Consider the following 22,414-nt stretch of genomic DNA (forward strand, 5'->3'; position numbering starts at 1 on the left):
GCCCCTTGGCTGCAAGATGAGACGATGTCAGCACCAACTCAGCCCCTTATGGGTTGCGGCCCTAGAAGCGGTGGATGGGCTCTGATGCTGGCCCGTCGAGGGAAGGGGCGCTAGTAGGTCCTGTCGCCCGTAACCGGTTGGGGAGGCGTTTCGGAGGCGTCCTTGTCTTCCGAGAGAGAAGCGCTTTCAGCCTGCTGAAGTTGGGTCGACTGTGCATTTACGGATTGATTTTGCTCCTGAACCTGCTGGTTCTGACGTGTCAGATCCGGTTGCTGCGACGCTGTCTGGCTCGTCTGGCTTTGGGACTGCTCTGCCGGGGCGGGAGCGCCTTCGGGATCGACTGACGCGCCAATCTCGTTGCCATTGTCATCGATGGGCATCACGTCCACGGACACATCGACAAAATGGTTGCCGCCGCCAAGGATGATGCCGGAAATGGGGCTGATATCCTCGAAATCGCGACCGATGGTCAAGGTGACATGCTCATCGGCAATGACCTTGTTGTTGGTCGGGTCAAAATCCACCCATCCTGCCTCGGGGCACCAGACGGATATCCATGCATGAGACGCATCCGCCCCTATGAGCCGGGGCTGCCCCTCGGGCGGATAGGTGCGCAGGTAGCCCGACACATAGCGTGCGGGAAGGCCCATGGCACGCAGGCAGGCCAGTTGAAGATGCGCAAAGTCCTGACAGACACCGCCCATGATCTCGAACACTCGCTCGACGGGCGTGGATGCATCGGTGACCACACCGTCATATTCGAAGTCGGTGTAGATGCGGCTTGTCAGCTCACTGACGGCATCAAGCAAGGGCCGTCCCGGCGTGAAGGACTGGGCGCCATATTCGGCGATCTCATGGTTGGGGGTGGTAAAGCCCGAATAGCATGAGAATTCCGCTTCCGAAGCATGGGCCGGATCGCGCATCAGGTCACGCACGGTTTCCCAACTGGCGGAAGCATTCTCGACCGCTTCGGCATGATCACGCTCGACCCGGATCGTGGAAAAGGCATGGATCGACAGAACATTGTGATCCTCTTCGATGGTCAGATGCACCGTGGGATTGCCGAAATAGTCAAAGAAGTCCCGCTGGCTCGCAGGACGCGGGCTGATGACAAGCTCATGGCTCTCGACAAGCTGACCCTTGGTCTGGCGAGGAGCGAGATGAACCAGATGGTTGGACTGCGCCACGGCATTGGCGTAGCGATAGTCCGTTTTGTGCGTGATACGATAGCGCATTGGTTTGGTCCGGCCTCTCGATGACTCAGATACGATAGGGCTGTTCTTCGGTGTGCGTAAAATAGCGCCGGGTCAGGATTTCCGTGAGCAACGGCAATTGGTTCGTCTGGTCTCGCAACAGGCGTTCGAGTTCGGATTCCTCGGCGATCATCTGCTCGATGTCCTTGCCTTCATCCAGTTGCGGGATCTGCGCTAGCAAATGGCCCTCTGCAAGCTGCAATTGGGACAACAGACTGAGCACCAATCGGTTCTCTTCGCTGCGCTGGCCGATTTCAGGCTCCTTGGGCAGCGAGTGGATGTGATCATGAAGGGCTGCAATCTGGAACACCATGGACCGCGGATTGGCCTCGTCGAGCAACAGAAGATCGATCACTGCTGGCAGCGATGGCATGATGCGATAGCGCGAGCGATAGGTGATGAAGCTGTCCGCGACTTCAAGAATGAACATCATGCGGCGCGGTGCATCTGCGGCCATGCCGGATGAGAAGACCAGCCGGCTGAACAGGGAAGACAGATTTTCCGCCCGCTCGATGCGCCGTCCCATATCCAGGAACCGCCAACCATAGTTGCGAGTCATATTCTCCATGGCAACGCCCGAGAATGCGGCGAGGCTGATGAGCCCTCGATCGATCAGATCGACCACCTGCCCCGAATGTACGAATCCGGGCTGTTGATGCCAGCGCCGATCCGTGAAGAAGTCATTGAGGATGCGCCACGCGTCAGACGACATGCGATCGCGGGTCAGACCCGCAAGCCGATGCATGTGGAACCGGGATTCTTGAAAGCCATGCACCCGCCCCTTGCCATAAAGGATGGTGCGGACCAGTCGCTCGATTTCGTTCATGCCACCGAAACCGGCGTCAAAGATCGGAGCTTTGGGGGCACGCAGGATCAAGCTGTTGAGGGCCGTCGTGATGGTGCGCTGATCTTCCTCCGGACCACTGTCCTCATTGAGGCGGCTCAAGGCCTGCCGGCACAGGCGGAATTGCCATTCTGCGCGCTCCACATTGCGGCCCAGCCAGAAAAGATTGTCCGCTATGCGGCTTTGCAACGAGCGTCCGGCGCGGGAATAGGCAGATGGGGATTCCCGGCTTGCCCAGATGCTCTCGAACGGTGCGGGTGTCGCATCACTTTGCACCCAAACGTCGCGGGTGATGCCATCGGGCGAATAGAGCCCCACGGCCTTCTGGGCACCAAGGGACATCGACAATCCACCGGGCATGACCTGATAGTTCTTGGAACGCCGGAAGGTATAAAAGCGCACGGCAAAGGATTGCGGCTTGAGGCTGTTTCCGTCCCAACTGGGCGTGGTTGAAAAGTCCATCTTCTTTTCTGCAATCATCTGATTGCCGAACAGCTCGATGCGCTGCATGAGCTGTTCCCTGCCCGCTTCGTCAAGTTCGGCCCCGTCGACGGCGGGTCGCACTTCGCCCGGTCGCCCGGATCCTTCATGCGCGTTGGAAATCAGCATCTCGTCGAGATTGTCAACCAGATGACTTTTGGAAGCGGGATCACCAAGCCACCAGCGCGGGGCTTCGTGCAGTTTGAGATCCTCGCTCAGCAGATACTGGCAGATGCGCGGCAAATAGGGCGCAATGCCGCGGTTCTCGACTATGGCCGTGCCAAGCTGGTTGACGATCTTGACACCCATGCCGCGCACGGCGCGCACCATGGAGGTGGCACCGTCAAAGCCGGTGGGATCCAGCTCCAAAGGATCGGCTTTGGCACCTTCGATGGACCGGACGATCAGGTCGATGGGTTTCAGACCAGCAAGTGTTTTCAGGCAGACCTGATTGTTCTGACAAACCAGATCTCCGCCTTCGACAAGCAGATACCCCAGATAGCGGGCCAGATAGGCATGGGAGAAATAATCGGGATGATCGGGGCCGGGCGACAGCACCGCGATATGCGGATCATCAACGCCGGACCGATTGATCAGCGTGGTCTGGAGCTGCTGGAAATAGGGCGCAAGGCGCAAGGCGCGGCTCTCGCGGAACATATTGCTTTCGCAATGGGTGAGCGAAATCCTGTTCGCAAGCGCAAATCCCACTCCGGCAGGGGTTTCGGCATGGTTGTCCAGCACCCGCCATGTGCCATCGGGCCCCTTGGCAAGGTCGGAGGCAAAGAACTGCAACCCGTTGGACATATTCTTATGGCCCTGCATCGAGCGCAGGTAGGTCTTGTCGCTAAAGATCAGGGCTGCAGGAACGAGCCCTTCCCGGATCAGTTTCTGCGGGCCATACAGGTCGAGATTGATGGCGTTGAACAGGCGCGCTCTTTGAGCAAGCGCAGCTTTCAGCCATTGCCATTCTTCAGGTGAAATGATCAGCGGTGCCAGATCGATCGACCAGGGCTGTTTTGTCTCGTTGGGATCAGCAAAAAGATCATAGGCAATGCCGGTTTCCCGCACCACCTGATTGAGCTGCTCTGCATGGGATGTGCGTTCATCGGGCGACCAGTTGGAAAAAGACTGAAACCAGTTTTGCCAATGAGGCCGAATCTGACCGTTGCTATCCATCATTTCATCATGGATACCGGCCTGCGGCTGATAAAGCAGGGTGGGCATGTTCAATTGCACCTGTCCGGAGCGATTGGTGCTGCCACCGTTCGAGCTCTGGTTCTCGGTAGGCTTTGACTGGTTTACTTGCATAACGGTTCCGCGGTCATGAGCCATCCCCCTCAAACTCATTTTTATGATTATTGTTCTGTTGCCGGTTTTGCTGCGAGTGTTTTACCCCTCGTCCGTTTGCCGGGTCTCTGCTTTTAGCACCCCTTGAATGAAAAAACAAAGACAGATAGCGAACTCTATTGCTCTATATTCTAATATCTATGGGTAAAGACAACTTTTACACGAGAAGAGGCGACTATTGTCGCCCCTTTTACTCTTATCAAAGCCGTCCAGAACTACCTAACATCTTGTCTTTGTTACCTAACAGAAGCAAGACGAAGATCCAGCGTGTAAGGAAATTCCGCATTGTCATCAAGTTTGACCGGATCAAAGAAGCCCGGCGTGTGCCCGATCGTCTCAAATCGTGACAGGCGGCGGCTTTCGGCCTCATAGGCATTGACGGGGAATGTTTCATAGCCCCGACCACCCGGATGCGCCACGTGATACCGGCAACCACCAAGGGAGCGCATGTTCCATTTGTCGAGCAGATCAAAGGTCAGCGGCGTATGAACGCCGATCATCGGATGAAGACAGGACGGCGGCTGCCAGGCGCGATAGCGCACACCGGCCACGGCTTCGTCCTGCCGTCCGGTCGGCCGCAGCGGTATGGCAACTTCGTTGACCGTCAGGATGTGGCGATCCGGATTGAGGCCATTGACCTTGACCTGAACACGTTCAAGTGAGCTGTCGACATATCTGGCGGTGCCGCCAACGGCTCCCTCCTCACCCAGCACGTTCCATGGCTCGAGGGCCTGACGCAGCTCAACCTGAACGCCGTCATAATTCACCTCACCATAGCGCGGGAAGCGGAATTCAAAATGTGAGGCAAACCAGTCTTCCTCAAGCTTGAGATCATGGTTGGCCAGATCCAGCAGCACATCCCGGAAATCCTCACGCACATAGTGGGGCAGCATGAAACGGTCGTGAAGCTGGGTGCCCCAGCGAACAAGCTTGTTACGGCACGGGCGTTCCCACAACCGCGCGATGATGGCCCTGAGCAACAGTTGCTGGGCGAGCGACATGCGCTCATGCGGTGGCATCTCGAAGGAGCGGAACTCAACCAGCCCCAAACGCCCCGTCGGCCCATCAGGCGAGAAAAGCTTGTCGATGCAGATCTCGGCGCGATGGGTGTTGCCTGTCACGTCGATCAACAGGTTGCGGAACAGGCGATCCACCTGCCAGTTTGGAATATATCCCTCGCCGGGCAATGGCACCTGCTTGAGCGCAATCTCCAACTCGTAGAGCCCTTCGTGGCGGCCCTCATCGACGCGGGGCGCCTGCGAGGTCGGGCCAATGAAGGTGCCCGAGAAGAGATAGGAGAGGCTGGGGTGGTTCTGCCAATAGGTGATCAGGCTCGCCACCAGATCGGGCCGGCGCAAGAAGGGGCTATCGGACGGAGTAACACCTCCCATCACGATATGGTTGCCCCCGCCGGTGCCGGTGTGGCGGCCATCGAGCATGAATTTCTCGGTGCCAAGGCGCGCCAGACGCGCTTCCTCGTAGAGAACCTGCGTGATCTTGGAGGCTTCCTTCCAACTGGATGCTGGCTGGATATTCACCTCGATCACGCCCGGATCCGGAGTGACCTTGATGACGTTGAGGCGCGGATCGGACGGCGGCTCGTAGCCCTCGATATGGACGGGCTGACCGACGGATTTGGCCGCATCCTCGATGGCCGCGACCATGGCGGCATAGTCTTCTGCATTGTTAAGCGGCGGCATGAAGATGCACAAATGCCCGTCACGCGGCTCCACCGTAAGGGCCGTGCGCACATGACCGGGCACCTCGTTGAGCGGAATGAAGGTGTTTTCCCGGGTCTCGTGCCGCTCGACTTCAGGTGCTTCAAGCAGCTTGGCCGGATCGGTTTTCTTGAGCTTTTCGCGGCTCTTGAAGGGTTGTCGGCGGTCACGCAGCAGAGCTTCACGCGCGGGCAGTGCCGCGTGGGCCGCATGGGGATCCATTGGCATCACATGCGGAAACTCGGTTTCGGGAATGTAGGTCAGGGAGCCGAGCGGCAGACGGAAGCCGACCGGAGAATCGCCGGGGATGATATAGAGTTTTTCGCGGCGGAATTTCCAAACTTCCGACATCCACGAGCGGCCATAGACCTCGGAGTTCCACGCCTGAACCGGCAGCACGAAGCCGACGGGATCAGCCAGCCCCTGCTCGAAGACCTTGACGATGCGGGCCCGCTCGATGGGATCGTCGATCTTGTTGTTCGCCGGATCGATACCAATTGGCAGCTTCTGCTCGACGAGAGCAAAATGGGCAGGATCCTCATAGGCGGGCAGGATGCATTTGGGATCGATCTTGAGATTTTCGACCAGCTTGTAGATGAATTTCTGAGCGACCTTGTGGTCGGCGGGATGTTTCGGGGTCTCCTGATCAATCAGTGCAGGATCTTCCCAAAGCGGTTCTTCATCGGCCCGCCAATAAAGCGCGAAGGCCCAACGCGGCAGCTGCTCGCCGGGGTACCATTTGCCCTGACCAAAATGCAAAAGGCCTCCCGGGGCAAAGCGATCACGCAAGCGGCGAATGAGATTTTCCGCATAATAACGCTTGCTCGGTCCGACGGCTGCTGTGTTCCATTCATCCCCTTCATAGTCATCGATGGAGATAAAGGTCGGCTCGCCGCCCATGGTCAATCGGACATCGCCCTCGACAAGCCGCTCGTCGACCGCCTCGCCCATCGCGTTGATATCGGCCCATTGCTCGTCGGTGTATGGCTTGGTCACGCGCGGACGTTCGAAGATGCGCTTGACCTCCATTTCGAATTCGAACTCGACTTCGGCCTTCTCATGAGCACCGTTGATGGGAGCGGCGGACACCGGATGCGGCGTCGCGGCAAGCGGAATGTGGCTTTCGCCGGTCAGAAGACCGGAGGTCGGATCGAGACCGATCCAGCCCGCACCGGGAACATAGACCTCGGTCCAGGCATGCAGATCGGTGAAGTCATGATCGGTGCCTTCCGGGCCTTCCAGCGGCTTGACGTCAGGCTTGAGCTGAATGAGGTAGCCAGAGGTAAAGCGGGCCGCCAGCCCGAGACGGCGCAGCACGTTGACCAGCAACCAGGCACTGTCGCGGCAAGAGCCTGAGCCGTTTTCCAACGTTTCCTCTGGCTTCTGAACGCCCGGTTCCATGCGGATGAGATAATCGATCTTCTGCTCGACAATCTGGTTGGTCTGCACAAGCAGATCAATGGTCTTGAGATCCTTCTTGTCTTTCCAGAGCGGCTCGACCTCGGTCATCAATTGCTCGAACAGGGGCGTCGACGGCCCTTCCTCAAGATAAGGCGTCAGATCCTTTTTCTCTTCTGCCGAATAGGTGAAGGGGAAAAGCTCGGCGGCTTCCTCGATGAAGAAATCAAAGGGGTTGATCACGGCCATTTCCGTGACCAGATCGACGGTCACCTCGAAGAAATCCACCTTCTCGGGGAACACGATGCGCGCCATGAAATTGCCGAAAGCATCCTGCTGCCAGTTGATCCAATGCTCTGCCGGTTCAACCTTGAGGGAGTAGGACAGAAGCTGGTTGCGGGTGTGAGGAGCCGGGCGCAGACGAATGATCTGGGCACCCATTCGGGTCGGCCGATCATAGCTGTATTTCGTTCTATGCGTCAAAGCTGCATGAATGGACATTATAATGAGCCTTTATTGATTTGCCCCGATATCGGAAGTCGTTTCACTCAAATACGTATGATCCGCAAAGGATCTGACCGTTTCCCCTTGTTCCCTGCTGGCGGGTTGGGGAAAACGCTCTGGTATTGCCTGTTTGCTATCTTTATCATCTTTGCCACTGGGTCATCTTTGCCACTGGCGCGATCCACCGGATGCGCTAGGTCTGGCTTTGACTTTGCGTCTGCTCTGTTTTTGTAGACAGATCACCATGTCCAAAGAATGACTTGCCCAAACTGCCTGTCACAGCCATCAGACGGTTTTGCACCTTATCATTGAAGCCGTGGAACCGCAGATGCAGATGCGGATCCTGAGATGCGGCCTCAAGCTCGTACAAGAGCATTTCCACCTCCTCATAGCTCTGGGCCACATGGCGCAGATGAAAGCCGAGATAGAGGTCATTCAGAACCACCTGCATCTCTCCGATACAATGGGCAAGCGAACGCGGGAACCCCTGATTGAACATCAGGAAGTCGGCGACCTTCTTGGGGTCGAGGCGCCCAGCATGGGTGCGCTGATAGGCATGGTAGGCCTCGAAGGAATGCAACAGAAGCTTCCAGAATTCAGCCTCCGACCCAAGGGCCATGCTGTTTCCGCCGGTTTGAGAGGCCACCTGCGCAATTTTGACATCCAGCAGTCGGCTTGTCTGATCGGCCCGTTCGATCCAGAGGCCAAGCTGATAGAAGCGCCACCCCGCGTCCCGATAATAGCTGCCCTCGGTCACGCCCATGATGGCATCACACCGACGGGCGATGGCCTCACAGGTCCGCGACAGACGGGCGGCATCAAGATCCCGCTCTCCCAGATCGCGCATATCATTATAGATCACGTTTACGTAGGACCACATCGACACCGAGATCAGCGGGCGCAACAGGCGTGCATTCTCGCGCGCTGCCCACAGACAGGACAGGATCGAGCCCGGGTTCTCCCGGTCGGTGATGTAAAAGTGCGCAATCTTCTGGGCGGTCACTGTGCCGTAACGCTCGGCATAGCGCTCGTGATCCACATAGAGATTGAGGATCGAGGACCAGTTTTCCTGGTTGGACTGGTCCTGCCAGAAGCTGGCCTGCACATTCAGTATGCGGGCAAGACTCTTGGACCGCTCTATATAGCGGGCGAACCAGAACAGGGCTTCTGCGTATCGGCTGAGCAACATGGTAGACATTAGAGATCTCCTTTTGCTGCTGTCGGCGTGATGCCGGAGCCCGTATCTTCGGCCAGCACCCAAGTGTCCTTGGTACCGCCGCCCTGAGACGAGTTGACGATGATGGAACCCTCCTTGAGTGCGACGCGGGTCAGCCCGCCGGGCAAGACCCATGTTCCCCTGCCCGTGACGGCAAAGGGGCGCAGATCGACGTGGCGCGGCACCAGTTGGTTCTCGCCAAGGGTTGGACAGACCGACAAAGAAATCATCGGCTGTGAGATGAAATTCTCAGGCTTCTTGAGCAAGGCAGCCCGTGCTTCCTCGAGCTGTTCCTTGCTTGCCTTGGGGCCGATGGTGATGCCGTACCCGCCGGATTCCCCGACCGGCTTGACCACCAGATCAGCAAGGTTGTCCAGCGTGTATTGCAAGGCGTCGGGCTCGCGGCAGATGTTGGTTTCCACATTGCCAAGGATCGGCTCTTCGCCGAGAAAATACTTGATGATGCGCGGCATGTAAGCATAGACCGCCTTGTCATCGGCAACCCCTGTACCGATCGCATTGGCAATGGTGACGTTGCCAGCAAGCATCGACTTGATCAGACCGCTGACGCCAAGCACGGAATCAGGCCGGAAGCTCTCGGGGTCAAGGAATTCATCATCGATGCGCCGATAAATCACATCCACGCGCCGGGGGCCCGCAATCGTTTTCATGTAGATCTTGTCGTCATCGCAGAAAAGATCGCTGCCTTCCACGACGGGCACGCCCATTTCACGCGCCAGAAAGATATGTTCGAAATAGGCTGAATTGAACATGCCCGGCGACATGACAACGACCTGCGGATCATCCTTGTCGCGGCACCCGTCCGGCGCGGTCTCGGCCAGTTTTTCGAACAGGTTGCGGCCATAGTCAGAGACCTTGCGCAGCTTGAGATCAGCCATCAGATCCGGGAAGGATCGCTCCATCAGATGGCGGTTCTCAACCACGTAGGACACACCGGAGGGCGAGCGCACATTGTCTTCAAGAACCAGAAAATCCCCATTGTCATCGCGAATGATGTCTGTTCCGGCGATGTGGGTATAGACGCCGGCGGCCGGCGTGAAGCCCATCATCTGCTTGCGGAAATTGGAATTTCCCAGCACCAGATCAGCCGGCACGATCCCGTCCTTGATGACGCGTTGGTCATTATAGATATCATGCAGAAAGGCATTGATCGCAGCAACACGCTGGATGACACCCCGATCCAGAATGTCCCATTCGCCTGCCGTCAGGATGCGCGGAATAATGTCGAAGGGTAACACCCGGTCAATGACATCCTTGTCGCTATAGACTGTGAAAGTCACCCCCAGATTGAACAGTTCGAGATCGGCCTCCTTGGATCGCAAGGCGAGGTTTTCAACATCCGCACCATCGAAGCGTCGCCAGATTTCTTCAAGCTTGGGACTGCGTTCCGACATATTGCTGGACATTTCACAGAACAGCTTGCCCGGATCATATTGAGTCACGCGGTTCACCTTTCTTTCGGCATTCCAATCACCTGATGAATCAAGTGACATGCCGATACGCCATAGTTTTCTGCGATGGTTTCCCTCCCTCAAGAGCGATTCAATCGAGGTCGCATCCCCACTGCATTTGTTGCAACACCAGCCCACACGACGGATGCCTCGTTGCTGTTGCCGTCCAATTCATGAGCAAGTTCTGGACCACACTTGTCAGTTGTCGAACAAACCTGCACCATTTCAGCATGTTATGGGCTTTCGAAGAGCGAATCCATTAGACATTCAACCTTTGGTGCCTATATTCCGACCAAAACCACTGGGTCTCAGCGCTCAAAAATGCGCCTTTGTGCCTATCAATTGCGCATACATGCCAATCTGCTGCGCGCTGATACCAGACTAACTCAGCGGCCTTCCATTTCTCGTGCAAAAGACAGCCCTCATTCGAACCACAAGCCCGAAAAAAGGGCAAAAGACCTCCTGTTTCCAACCTTTCCACGAACTTTTGGGGAGGAATCAAAAAAAAATTACTCTTACGCTTACGTAATATAGAGCACCCCTATCAAGCCGCAGTTTGCCTCGTTTTTTGCTTTCTCTTGGACCAATGAAGGACAAAACGCGCCACTTCCTAGCCTTTGGTCTATTCAACGGTTTGATCTTGATCGTTTATCTTGGTGGAGTAAGGCGGTAATACTTTAGTCGTTGAGGATCTGGACGCCCGAAATCCGGGTATTTCCGGATACCCTGCGGGGAATACCCCGCCGTTCCTCGAAAGAAAAAATGCAGCGCCCAACCCGGGCGCGCTCTAGCAAAGCGGTTATATTATGGCGATTTCCAAAACGCTCGCAGACGAGTTGGAGAAGCGGCGCGCCGTCGCACTGGAAGGCGGCGGCAAGAAGAAAGCTGAAGACAGGCACGCAAAAGGGCGGCTGACCGCCCGCGAACGACTGGACACGCTTTATTCCAAAGGCACTTTTCAAGAATTCGGTCTGCACGCTCAGCACAACACCCGTCATTTCGGCATGGCGGAAAAATCCATCCCGACAGACGGTGTGATCACTGGTACAGGCTTCATCAACGGCCGTCCCGTGGCTGCCTTTTCGCAGGACTTCGGCGTTGTCGGCGGTTCTCTTGGCGATATTCATGCCAAGAAGATCTGCAACGCCCTTGACCATGCGCAGAAAGCTGGTGTCCCGGTTGTTGGTTTCAATGACTCTGGAGGAGCTCGCATTCAGGAAGGCGTTGGCGCCCTGTCCGGCTATGGTCAGGTCTTCTATCGCAACGTCCTGCTCTCCGGTGTCGTGCCTCAGATTTCGGTGATTGCTGGCCCTTGTGCCGGTGGTGCAGCCTACAGCCCTGCCCTTACCGACTTCCTGATCATGACGCGCGAAAATGCGAGCATGTTCATCTGTGGTCCAGAAGTGATCCGTGCCGTGACCGGTCAGGTCACCACGATGGAAGAAATCGGTTCGGCTCAGGCGCATGCCTCCGTTTCCGGTAACATCCACTTCATCGCGGAAGACGACAAGCACGCCATCAGCATCGTGCACAAGCTGCTGTCGTTCCTGCCATCGAACAACATGCAGGATCCGCCGCATCATCTCGAGGCCGATCTCAAGATTGTTGACGATCCGTCCATCGATGATTTGGTTCCGGCCGATTCCAAAACACCGTTTGACTGTCGTGAAGTCATCAAACGTCTGGCTGACGATGGCGACTTCCTGGAAATCATGCAGCATTTCGCAGCCAACATCGTTATCGGCTTTGGCCGCGTCGGTGGTGTGGTTGTCGGCTTCGTCTCCAACCAGCCAACGGTCAAGGCGGGTACGCTGGACATTGACGCAAGTGACAAGGCAGCGCGCTTTGTTCGCTTCTGTAACGTCTACAACATCCCCATTGTCACGCTGGTTGACGTTCCGGGCTTCTTGCCTGGCGTGAACGAGGAACGCCGCGGTATCATTCGCCATGGTGCGAAGATGCTGTTTGCCTATGCCTCTGCTACAGTACCGAAAATCACCGTGATCATGCGTAAAGCCTATGGCGGCGCCTATCTTGCCATGTGCAGTGAAGATATGGGTGCTGACCGGGTGATCGCTTGGCCAACCGCCGAAATCGCCGTGATGGGTGCTGAAGGTGCTGTCAACATTCTTTATCGCAAAGAACTGGCAGCAGCAGAAGACAAGACAGCCAAGGCAAAAGAACTGGCCGATGAATACCGGACCCAGTTTGCCACGCCTTATCTTTCTGCCGGCATGCTGGCCATTCACGATATCATCCAGCCTCGCGAGACCAAGAGTGCAATCGCTCTGGCGCTTCGTGGCCTGATGTCCAAACGTGAAACCCGGCCACCGAAAAAGCACGGCAACATTCCGCTGTAAGCAAAAGGAACCCACATGCTCGAGAATCTAGAACTCATCGTCATAGGTTTCGCAGTGGTGCTGCTGGCTCTTGCCTCTCTTTGGGCCTCTTGTTCGATTGTGGGTTTTTTCTTTACCCGCACTCCGAAGAAAGCCAAAGAAGAGCAATCGCCTCAGGTTCCAGCACGGGCGGCAGTCGCCTCCCGTGCCGGTGTCCCCCCTCACCATCTGGCCGCAATCGCTGCGGCTGTAGTCGATACGCTTGGCCCGGGGTACCGCGTGACCCGTGTGGCGGCTCCGGCTCACAAAGTCAGCGAATGGCCGATGGAAGGGCGCATTGCAGCCTTTACCGCTCACAAAACCCGTGCTGATTGGGGCCCCATGGCGCCTACTCTCGCCCGCGAGACCCAGAAATCCTGAGAGGACTTAAGTAATGAAACGTTTGCGGATCACCGTACAAGGCATCACCTATGATGTGACCGTGGAAGACGAGGATCTCGCTTCCGAAGCCACTGCAGCTCCTGCTCCGGCCGCAGCTCCTGCACCTGCAGCTCCGGCGGCACCTGTTGCTGCTCCTGCAGCCGCAGCTCCTGCTGCTGCCCCTGCAGCCCCCGCCGGTGACGGCGCTGTCCCCAGCCCGCTGGCTGGCACGGTCATCAGCATTGATGTTTCCGTTGGCCAGAAAGTTGCCGCTGGTGATACCCTGCTGGTTCTGGAAGCGATGAAGATGAACACCAACATCACCGCCCCGCAGGCTGGCACTGTTACAGCTGTCAACATCACCCCCGGCGCATCCGTGACCGAGGGCCAAGTCCTTGTCACACTTTCCTGATTAGGGGGTTTCTTCAATGGAAGGCACCACCACAGAGATATCCAAGATCGAACAGCTCTGGAATCTGACCGCCTTTAGCGACGTCACCTGGCAAATGATGGTGATGTGGGCGATCATTGCACTCCTGTTCTATCTGGCCGTCTACAAAAAATTCGAGCCCTTGCTGCTGATCCCGATTGCCTTCGGGGCACTGTTGGCCAACCTTCCGACGGAAGGCATGATCAACGCTCCTCTCGGGGAGCATGGTGGCGGACTCTACTACTACATCTCCAAGGGTGTTGAGCTGGAGATCTTTCCTCCGCTCATCTTCATGGGCGTTGGTGCCCTGACGGACTTTGGTCCGCTCATCGCCAACCCGCGCACGCTTCTGCTTGGTGCAGCAGCGCAGTTCGGTGTCTTTGCGACCTTCCTTGGAGCCGTTGCAATTGGCTTTAGCCCGCAAGAAGCCGGTGCCATTGGCATCATCGGCGGTGCTGACGGCCCGACCTCGATCTTCCTGGCCAACAAGCTGGCTCCGCATCTTCTGGCTCCCATTGCCGTTGCTGCCTACAGCTACATGGCCTTGGTGCCGATGATCCAGCCTCCCATCATGCGCGCCCTGACCACGGAAGCGGAACGTAAGATCCGCATGCAGTCCCTGCGTCAGGTCTCCCGCCTTGAGAAGCTGATCTTCGCTTGCATGGTGACCATTCTGGTTATCCTGCTGGTTCCGGCTGCAGCTGCCCTGATCGGCATGCTGATGCTTGGCAACTTCCTGCGCGAAAGCCTGGAAACCGAGCGTCTGTCAAAAGCTGCCCAGAACGAGGTGGTCAACGTCATCACCATCTTCCTGGGGACTTCTGTCGGGATCACCATGACCGCTGAACGGTTCCTGAACTTCGACACGATGAAGATTCTGGCCCTCGGCATCGTGGCATTCAGCATCGCAACCTCTTGCGGTGTCCTGATGGCCAAAGCGATGAACCTGTTCTCCAAGAACAAGATCAACCCGCTGATCGGCTCGGCAGGCGTGTCTGCCGTCCCAATGGCAGCCCGCGTCTCTCAGGTCGAAGGCCAGCGTGCTGATCCCAGCAACTTCCTGCTCATGCATGCCATGGGCCCGAACGTTGCAGGCGTTATCGGAACCGCAGTTGTTGCCGGTTACATGATCGCCTGGTTTAGCTGACATCCGAAAGCGGGGCCTCCCCGCTTTCCCTTTCCGGTGCTCGTCTCGCTAACGGGTTTCGGACCCTATCAAGAGCCCGACACCATTGGTGCCGGGTTCTTTTTTTTGCGCGGTTTCAACGCCTTGGCGCACCCATCCTTCAAGCAATCGTGATCGCTGCGACGCGTGAATACTGCTAGATTGGCCCGGTCGCGCTTGGTCGCATATTTGTCACACCTCGCAATTGCTAATCGGGGAGGCTGGGGATAACGCACAAGGACCTTCCGAAGATTTCTTCGCTGCGGCTATATCAGTGGGCAAATGGGGATTCGACGATGGCACGACCCAGCCCCTTTAAAGGAAGCCTTTCGCCCGGTTGCGGCAGGTCTTAACAGCACACACGCCATTTGGTCAGAGTATGAAATTGCAAGACACGCCTTTATTGACAGCCGACAGCAAGAACGGCTTTGACATTTCCAGACGAACGATGCTCAAGGGCTCCGCGCTGATCGGTGCAGGATTGCTCGCTGGCTGTGGTCCAGCTGCCCGCAAGGAAGCGCTCAAGCCGCTGACGTTGCAAGACTACAAGTCGATGTATGCGGCGATGCCCGACGAAGAATTTCCCTTGCCCGCAATCAACCTAAATCTGGTTGATTCAAAATATTTGCGCCGTACCGTCGAGTATGACACCGATGAAAAGGTCGGCACGCTGATCGTCGATACCAAACATTTCTATGTCTATCTTGTCGAGCGCTATGGACTGGCGCGCCGTTATGGCGTTGGCCTCGGGCGCGCAGGCTTTGAGTGGGCTGGACGCGCCTATGTTGGACGCAAGGCGGAATGGCCTATCTGGGTGCCGCCTGAAGAAATGATTGCTCGCAAGCCGTCGCTTGAGCGCTACAGCTTTGACAATGGCGGTATGGATCCGGGGCTAAAGAACCCGCTTGGTTCTCGGGCAATCTATATCTATCAGGATCGCGTCGACACGCTTTATCGTCTGCACGGCACCCCCGATGTGCGCTCCATTGGTCGCGCTGTCTCCTCGGGCTGTGTCCGCATGATGAATCAGGACATCATCGATCTTTACGATCGCGTCAAACGCCGGGCCCCGATCGTGGTGATCTAGCCTCGGTCCTTTCAATTTTGAGATAAAGAAAACCCCGCGCGGACTGTCCGGCGGGGTTTTCTGTGTTTTGAGCAGCAGGTTTTGACCATTGCGCCTCAAAAATTAGGCAAGGTCGAAACGGTCTGCATTCATCACCTTGGTCCAGGCGGCAACGAAGTCTTTTGCGAACTTCTCTTTGTTGTCGTCCTGAGCATAGACTTCTGCGTAGGCCCGAAGAACCGAGTTGGAACCGAAGACCAGATCAACACGGGTAGCGGTCCATTTCAGCTCATCGCTGTTGCGATCACGGATTTCATAGAGGTTCTTGCCAACCGGGATCCACTTGTAAGCCATGTCGGTCAGATTGACGAAGAAATCCGTGGTGAGGGCTCCGGGCTTGTCGGTGAAGACGCCATGTTTGGTGCCGCCATAGTTGGTGCCGAGCATGCGCATGCCACCAATGAGGATGGTCATTTCCTTGGCGGTCAGACCCATCAGCTGGCTGCGGTCGAGGAGCAGCTCCTCAGGGCTGACGACATAGTCCTTCTTGACATAGTTGCGATAGCCATCAGCAACCGGCTCCATTGGTTCGAAGCTTTCTGCATCGGTCATTTCGTCGGTTGCGTCGCCGCGTCCCGGTGCGAAGGGCACAGGAATGTCGAAGCCTGCGGCCTTAACCGCCTGTTCAACACCCACGTTACCAGCGAGCACGATGGTATCGGCGATGCTGGCACCGGCCTCTGCTGCAATTGGCTCGAGCACGGCCAGCACCTTGGCGAGGCGGTCCGGCTCATTGCCTTCGAAATCCTTCTGCGGGGCAAGACGAATGCGAGCGCCATTGGCCCCGCCGCGCATATCGGAGCCGCGATAGTTGCGAGCACTATCCCACGCGGTCGCAATCATATCTGCCGATGAAAGGCCGCAATCGGCCAGTTTTGCCTTCAGGGCATCGACATCGTAGCTGGTGTTGCCCTGAGGGATCGGATCCTGCCAAATCAGATCTTCATCCGGCACCCACGGGCCGATATAGCGGGCTTTCGGACCCATGTCGCGGTGGGTCAGCTTGAACCATGCTCTGGCGAAGGTCTCGGCAAAATAGTCCGGATCCTTGATGAAGCGCTGGCAGATTTCATTGTAGATCGGGTCAACCTTCATGGCCATGTCAGCGTCGGTCATGATGGGCACGCAGCGAATGGAAGGATCTTCCACATCGGCTGGCATGTCTTCTTCCTTCATGTTGATCGGCTGCCACTGCCATGCACCGGCGGGGCTTTTTGCCAGCTCCCAATCGTAGCCGAACAGATTGTCGAAATAGCCCATGTCCCACTGGGTCGGATTGTAGGTCCATGCGCCTTCAATGCCGGAGACAACCGTGTCGCGACCGACACCGCGGCCTTTGGCGTTCATCCAACCCATGCCCTGCGATTCAGGACCGGCGGCTTCTGGATCTGCGCTCAGGTCGTCCGCGTTGCCGTTGCCGTGGCATTTACCGATGGTGTGGCCGCCGGCGGTCAGAGCCGCGGTTTCCTCATCATTCATTGCCATCCGTGCGAAGGTTTCGCGCACCTGCGCAGCGGTCTTCATCGGATCAGGCTTGCCGTTGACGCCTTCCGGGTTCACATAGATGAGACCCATCTGAACGGCGGCGAGTGGGTTTTCCATGGTTTCAGGCTTGTCGACATCCCCATAGCGGCCATCACTGTCAGCCAGCCATTCCTTCTCCGCACCCCAATAGACGTCCTTTTCCGGATGCCAGATGTCTTCGCGGCCAAAGCCGAAGCCAAAGGTCTTCAGGCCTGCGACTTCATAGGCAACCGTACCGGACAAGATGATCAGATCGGCCCAAGACAGCTTGTTGCCGTATTTTTTCTTGATCGGCCAAAGCAGACGGCGACCCTTGTCGGTATTGACGTTATCCGGCCATGAGTTGAGCGGGGCAAAGCGCTGGTTGCCCGTGCCGCCACCACCGCGGCCATCAGCCAAACGGTAGGATCCAGCTGTGTGCCACGCGACGCGCGCGAACATGCCAACATAGCTGCCCCAGTCTGCGGGCCACCAGTCCTGGCTCGTATTCATCAGGGCGCGCAGATCGGCCTTGACGGCTTCATAGTCCAGCTTCTGGACTTCCTCGCGGTAGTCGAAGCCATCATCGTATGGATTGGTCTTGCGGTCGTGCTGGTGCAGGATGTCGAGATTGAGGGCATTGGGCCACCAATCCATGACGCCGGTTCCCATGGACGTGTTGCTGCCGTGCATGACAGGGCATTTGCCGGTTGATTTGGTATCACTGTGGTCCATTTGATCCTCCGAGAGACGGTTTTATTGTTTGAGCAGCGCTAAGTCCGGCTGCCGGTTTCGGCCCTTTTCTGATCAAGCGCCGCATACCGTGATTGTTCTGTACCGTTGAATATACCTAGTTAATCTGATAAAATAAAATTGCATTTTCTAACCTTAATGATAAGAAAATCTAATGAATAAGTTCTCCATGAAGCATTTGCGCTACTTCGATGCACTCGCACGACTTGGCCATTTTGGCCGCGCCGCTGAATCCTGTTCTGTCACCCAACCCGCTTTGTCTGTGCAAATCAAAGAGTTGGAAGAGCTGATCGGGGCACCGCTGGTCGAGAGAAATGCGCGCAAAATTCACCTCACATCGCTTGGCAGCGCCTTTGCCGAGCGTGTGCAGGGGATTTTGCAATCCGTCGATGAACTGGAAGATCTGGTGCGCGCGTCAAACAACGCCTTTTCCGGCCAGTTCCGGTTCGGCGTCATCCCGACGGTGGCGCCCTATATGTTGTCCGATATCATCAAGCAACTGACCCTGACATTCCCGGCCCTCGACCTGCGGCCACGGGAGGCCAAGACGCAAAAGCTGGTGCGCGACATTCTGGATGCCCGGCTTGAAGCGGCCATCGTGGCCTTGCCGATTTCCGAGCCATCCTTGCATGAAGAATTGCTGTTCGAGGAAGACTTCGTCCTGTTGCGTTCCGAAGCTGATTCTGACAAGCCGGTGCCTGCTCCGGAGCGGCTAACAGAAATGCGCCTTTTGCTGCTGGAGGAAGGGCACTGTTTCCGCGATCAGGCCATCTCCTATTGTTCGACCATGTCCTCCCTGCCCCGCAATCTGATGGAGGGTAGCTCCCTGTCAACGCTGGTGCAGATGGTTGGCGCGGGCATCGGGGTGACATTGATCCCGCAAATGGCCGTGCCGGTCGAGTGCCGATCAGCGGCTGTGTCCGTCGCTCGCCTGCCCGAACCACAACCAAGCCGCGCCATTGGCATGGTCTGGCGCAAGTCGAACCCGCTTCAGGACCAGCTCAAGACAATTGCCGATCTCATTCGAACCGTCGGGCTGTCGCAGAAATCACAGTGAACTGGATACTGTGAACTGGATTTCGATAGTCGAAAGGATGGTGCGATCAGATGACGCTGATGGTCGCAGATTGAGATTTGTCACGTCATGGCGCTTTGATGCCTGCTATTTTTCGCACCGACCAAAAGAATCGCGCATCCGTGTGGCTTGACCGCGTTGCACGGTGCGTTGCAACGACGTGGCAGGGGACCGAAGCATGGCCATTGACTGGCAGGAGCACCGCAAGGAAGTTCATAACCTCGGGCAGGTACAGGAATTTCTCAAACAAATTGTCTATGGCGGCAATGACGGTATTGTCACGACCTTTGCCATCGTGGCTGGATTTGCAGGCGCACAGACCAGCGGAACGGCTCAGATCGGCGCCATCGCCGTGCTGGTGTTCGGGCTTGCCAACCTGTTCGCTGATGCGGTCTCGATGGGGCTGGGCGAGTTTTTGTCGACGCGCTCGCAGCGGGATCTCTATTCGAGGCAGCGGCGTTTCGTCTATCACGAACTGGAAGCCCACCCCAATCAGGAATATGAAGAGCTTTTGCAGATGATGGACGAACGGGGCCTTGGCAAGGAGTCGGCTCGCATCGTTGCGGATGAATTGATGAAAAGCCCCGAGCTTGTTGCCGATCTGATGATGAATTACGAGCTTGAAATGCACGACATGCGGCAAGTCTCACCGGCCATGGACGGGCTGGTCACGTTCCTGTCCTTTGTCCTGTTCGGTTCTATTCCGCTAGCGCCCTATTTCATCATGGACCCCTCAGCTATTGTTTTCGTCCTGTCTGTTCTGGCGACGTTCGGTGCGTTGGTCGGACTTGGGCTGCTGCGCTGGTGGTCGACCAAGGAGAATATCCTGCGCTGCGTCGGCGAGACGGTGATGATTGGCGGCGTCTGTGCCCTTGTTGCCTATGCGGTCGGTGCGATCGTCGGATAGCCGGTTTCCTTAAGCGGATTGCCATCTCGCTCGGGGGGTCTAGCCCCTGTTGTCGACAAAGCGTTTGAGCAAAAGATCAGCGCCCTTGTGCAGCAACAGGGTCATGGCCACCACGAGCACGAGCGCGGCAAACATCAATTCGGTGCGGGAGCGCGCGTTGGCCAACAGCATGAGATACCCCAGCCCCTTGGAGGCCCCGACCCATTCACCGATGACCGCCCCGGTGGGCGCGTAGGTGATGGCGATGCGGATGCTTGCGGCCAGTTGTGGCAAGGCATGAGGAAGGCGCAGCCAGACCAGCTCGCGCCAGCGGCTTGCCTTGGCGATGCGCCCAAGATCAAGCGTTGAGGCGGGTGTCGAGAGCATGCCGTCGAGCAGCCCCGAGGTGATCGGGAAGAAGATCAACAGAATGGTGATCGCGACCTTTGGCTCGATGCCATATCCGAACCAGAGGGTGAGGATGGGAGCGAGCACGAAAACCGGAATCGCCTGTGATGCATTGAGCAGCGGCCGCATATGCTGACGGATTGTCGGCGAAAGCATCATCACCACGGCAAAGATCAACCCCAGAGACGAGCCAATGACGAAGCCAAGCGCCACCTCACCGAAAGTGACCTGCAAATGCTCGAACAGCATGGGGGCTTTGGTCACCAAAGTCTCGGCAACCGCATAGGGGCCGGGCAGAATAAAGGGCGGCAACAGCTCGAAGAAAGCAATCAGTTCCCACAAGGCCAGCAACAAGGCGGGTAAGGCAATTTTTTTCATGCAGTCTTCCTGATACTGATCAGCAAATTGGCCGCCTCTGCGGACAGGGCCGGGTCGGCCAGATCATGCGGCGGATCGCCCGCAATGGGAGGCACACTGACCAGCGACTTGTTGGCCAACAGCCAGATCCGGCTGCCAAGCCGGAGTGCTTCGGTCGGATCGTGGGTGACGAGCAGAATTGTGCGCCCTTCAAACTGAGTGTGCGCCAGTTCCTGCATCGTGGCACGGGTGGCCGGATCAAGCGCGGAAAAGGGTTCATCAAGCAGGATCAAGTCGGCATCGCTCATCAGCGTACGAGCAAGCGCCACGCGCTGACGCTGACCACCCGATAGCGTTGTCGGCAGACGATCCCCATAGCCATCAAGGCCAACACGGGCGAGCAGATCACGCGCCCGGGCCTCGTCGGGCTTCCGCCCGGCGAGGGTTTCAATCAACATGACATTTTGCAGCACCGTCAGCCGTAGCTGCATGAGATCGCTCTGGGCCATCCAGCCAACCCGGTCAGGCACGGAAACATCGCCCTCAAAGCGGGTGCCGGTATCAAGGCCAGCAAGCAGACGCAGAATCGTCGACTTACCCGACCCGGATGGGCCGAGCAGACAGGTCCAGCCAGGGGCGAGGTCAAGCGCGAACGGCTTGACCAACACCTCTTGCTGCAGCGATATTGTGCCCGTAACACCGATGGTCGGGGTTCTGTTCATTGGTGCTATTCCGCGCCCAGATCAATGGCGATCTGGTCGACCTCTGGCACCTCATCGATCAACCCGATTTCTTTCATGTAAGTCCCAAATTCGGCATAGCGTTTGGGATCAAGCGTGATGGGATCATCGGCAAAGACGGGATAGGTGTCGAACCATGCGGCATGGTTGAGCTTGTCATCAAGCTCGTCCGCATAGGTCTTGAACTGTTCCCATGTGCCTTCCGGATCGGCCTTGATGTCAGCGGTGGCACGAGCGGTCGCCTTGAGGAATTTGCGGATGTCGGTGAAGTCGGTGCGCTTGCTGCTGGCCTCATAGATCAGCTCGTCATAGATCGGCACGCCATGATCTTCGGGGTTGAAGCATTTGCCTTTTCGGCCGATCGACGCCATCTGGTGAATTTCGATATTGCGGAACGCCCCTGAGGTGGCCTCAACTCTGCCTGAAGCAAGGGCAGAGGTTAGCGCGAAGTTCACGGTGATATGTTCCACATCCGCCGGGTCGACCCCGTTGGTGCGCAACATGCGGTGCATCAGGGCTTGTTCGATGCCAGGCACCGAATATCCAATCCGCTTGCCCTTCAGATCAGACAGGCTCTTGATGGGTCCATCCGCATCCACCATGACGCAGTAGAGCGGCGAATCGACCAGCGTGCCGACACGAACGACCGGCAGGTTGCGATGCTGCAGATAGAGATGCGGCTGGTAGGAGATGCCAAGATCCACCTGTCCGGCGGCTGCCATCTTGGGTGGGTCGGCGGGGTCGGCTGGCGGGATGATTTCCACGTCCAGCCCTTCATCCTTGAAGTAGCCCCGTTGCTCGGCGATGATGATCGGGCCGTGATCCGGATTAACGAACCAGTCCAGCATGATCGAGAATTTGCTCTCTTCAGCGCTAACTGCGGTGGTGAGTGAGGCTGCCAGAGCCAATGCGGTGATAATTGATTTCATGTCGCGTTCCTCTTGGCGCCTTTACGCTCCATCTCTCCTCTTGAAGATCGA

Annotated in this window: 16 protein-coding genes; 7 read left to right on the plus strand and 9 right to left on the minus strand. The window is 57.1% G+C overall.

Features of this window, described 5'->3' with window-relative positions:
* Positions 1-110 precede the first annotated feature (110 nt).
* The 5 genes from CPH65_RS00740 to CPH65_RS00760 form a co-directional block, all read right to left on the minus strand.
* Complete coding sequence (locus CPH65_RS00740) at positions 111-1,235, minus strand: transglutaminase family protein (RefSeq protein WP_096171694.1); 1,125 nt, start codon at positions 1,233-1,235, stop codon at positions 111-113.
* 25 nt (positions 1,236-1,260) lie between these two features.
* Complete coding sequence (locus CPH65_RS00745) at positions 1,261-3,909, minus strand: circularly permuted type 2 ATP-grasp protein (protein WP_172891429.1); 2,649 nt, start codon at positions 3,907-3,909, stop codon at positions 1,261-1,263.
* A gap of 251 nt (positions 3,910-4,160) precedes the next feature.
* Positions 4,161-7,541, minus strand: coding sequence for a DUF2126 domain-containing protein (locus CPH65_RS00750; protein ID WP_096171696.1), 3,381 nt, complete (start codon positions 7,539-7,541; stop codon positions 4,161-4,163).
* A gap of 196 nt (positions 7,542-7,737) precedes the next feature.
* On the minus strand, positions 7,738-8,742 hold the full coding sequence (locus tag CPH65_RS00755; RefSeq protein WP_157747425.1) for an alpha-E domain-containing protein: 1,005 nt from the start codon (positions 8,740-8,742) through the stop codon (positions 7,738-7,740).
* Entirely contained in the window at positions 8,742-10,187 is a 1,446-nt protein-coding gene (locus CPH65_RS00760) for a circularly permuted type 2 ATP-grasp protein (RefSeq protein WP_197704018.1), read from the minus strand. The genes CPH65_RS00755 and CPH65_RS00760 overlap by 1 nt, the downstream gene beginning before the upstream one ends.
* 851 nt (positions 10,188-11,038) lie before the next feature.
* On the opposite strand from CPH65_RS00760, the gene CPH65_RS00765 reads away from it, so the two are divergent.
* The 5 genes from CPH65_RS00765 (at position 11,039) to CPH65_RS00785 (ending at position 15,673) form a co-directional block, all read left to right on the plus strand.
* Entirely contained in the window at positions 11,039-12,592 is a 1,554-nt protein-coding gene (locus CPH65_RS00765; protein WP_096171699.1) for an acyl-CoA carboxylase subunit beta, read from the plus strand.
* 15 nt (positions 12,593-12,607) lie between these two features.
* Positions 12,608-12,991, plus strand: coding sequence for an OadG family protein (locus CPH65_RS00770; protein WP_096171700.1), 384 nt, complete (start codon positions 12,608-12,610; stop codon positions 12,989-12,991).
* 13 nt (positions 12,992-13,004) lie between these two features.
* Complete coding sequence (locus CPH65_RS00775) at positions 13,005-13,403, plus strand: acetyl-CoA carboxylase biotin carboxyl carrier protein subunit (protein WP_096171701.1); 399 nt, start codon at positions 13,005-13,007, stop codon at positions 13,401-13,403.
* Between the two features lie 16 nt (positions 13,404-13,419).
* Positions 13,420-14,568, plus strand: coding sequence for a sodium ion-translocating decarboxylase subunit beta (locus CPH65_RS00780; RefSeq protein ID WP_096171702.1), 1,149 nt, complete (start codon positions 13,420-13,422; stop codon positions 14,566-14,568).
* Positions 14,569-14,989: 421 nt separating this feature from the next.
* Positions 14,990-15,673: a L,D-transpeptidase gene (locus tag CPH65_RS00785; protein WP_244574500.1), complete on the plus strand. Its 684-nt coding sequence runs from the start codon at positions 14,990-14,992 to the stop codon at positions 15,671-15,673.
* Between the two features lie 102 nt (positions 15,674-15,775).
* Here CPH65_RS00785 and katG read toward each other — a convergent pair whose 3' ends face one another.
* On the minus strand, positions 15,776-17,950 hold the full coding sequence (gene katG, locus CPH65_RS00790) for a catalase/peroxidase HPI (protein WP_096171703.1): 2,175 nt from the start codon (positions 17,948-17,950) through the stop codon (positions 15,776-15,778).
* Positions 17,951-18,122: 172 nt separating this feature from the next.
* On the opposite strand from katG, the gene CPH65_RS00795 reads away from it, so the two are divergent.
* Both CPH65_RS00795 and CPH65_RS00800 read left to right on the plus strand, forming a co-directional pair.
* The gene (locus tag CPH65_RS00795) at positions 18,123-19,025 is read left to right on the plus strand and encodes a hydrogen peroxide-inducible genes activator (RefSeq protein ID WP_096171704.1); all 903 of its coding nucleotides are present in this window, start codon (positions 18,123-18,125) and stop codon (positions 19,023-19,025) included.
* 196 nt (positions 19,026-19,221) lie between these two features.
* Positions 19,222-19,950, plus strand: a complete 729-nt coding sequence (locus tag CPH65_RS00800; RefSeq protein WP_096171705.1) for a VIT1/CCC1 transporter family protein — start codon at positions 19,222-19,224, stop codon at positions 19,948-19,950.
* A gap of 39 nt (positions 19,951-19,989) precedes the next feature.
* Here CPH65_RS00800 and CPH65_RS00805 read toward each other — a convergent pair whose 3' ends face one another.
* Genes CPH65_RS00805 through CPH65_RS00815 form a run of 3 tightly spaced genes read right to left on the minus strand, consistent with a single transcriptional unit; the run spans position 19,990 to position 22,363 of the window.
* Positions 19,990-20,715, minus strand: coding sequence for an ABC transporter permease (locus CPH65_RS00805; RefSeq protein WP_096171706.1), 726 nt, complete (start codon positions 20,713-20,715; stop codon positions 19,990-19,992).
* Positions 20,712-21,416: an ABC transporter ATP-binding protein gene (locus CPH65_RS00810; protein ID WP_096171707.1), complete on the minus strand. Its 705-nt coding sequence runs from the start codon at positions 21,414-21,416 to the stop codon at positions 20,712-20,714. Before CPH65_RS00810 ends, CPH65_RS00805 begins: the two co-directional genes overlap by 4 nt.
* Before the next feature lie 5 nt (positions 21,417-21,421).
* Positions 21,422-22,363: an ABC transporter substrate-binding protein gene (locus CPH65_RS00815; RefSeq protein WP_096171708.1), complete on the minus strand. Its 942-nt coding sequence runs from the start codon at positions 22,361-22,363 to the stop codon at positions 21,422-21,424.
* Positions 22,364-22,414: the final 51 nt, after the last annotated feature.

The sequence above is a fragment of the Cohaesibacter sp. ES.047 genome, from assembly GCF_900215505.1.
Classification (GTDB): domain Bacteria; phylum Pseudomonadota; class Alphaproteobacteria; order Rhizobiales; family Cohaesibacteraceae; genus Cohaesibacter.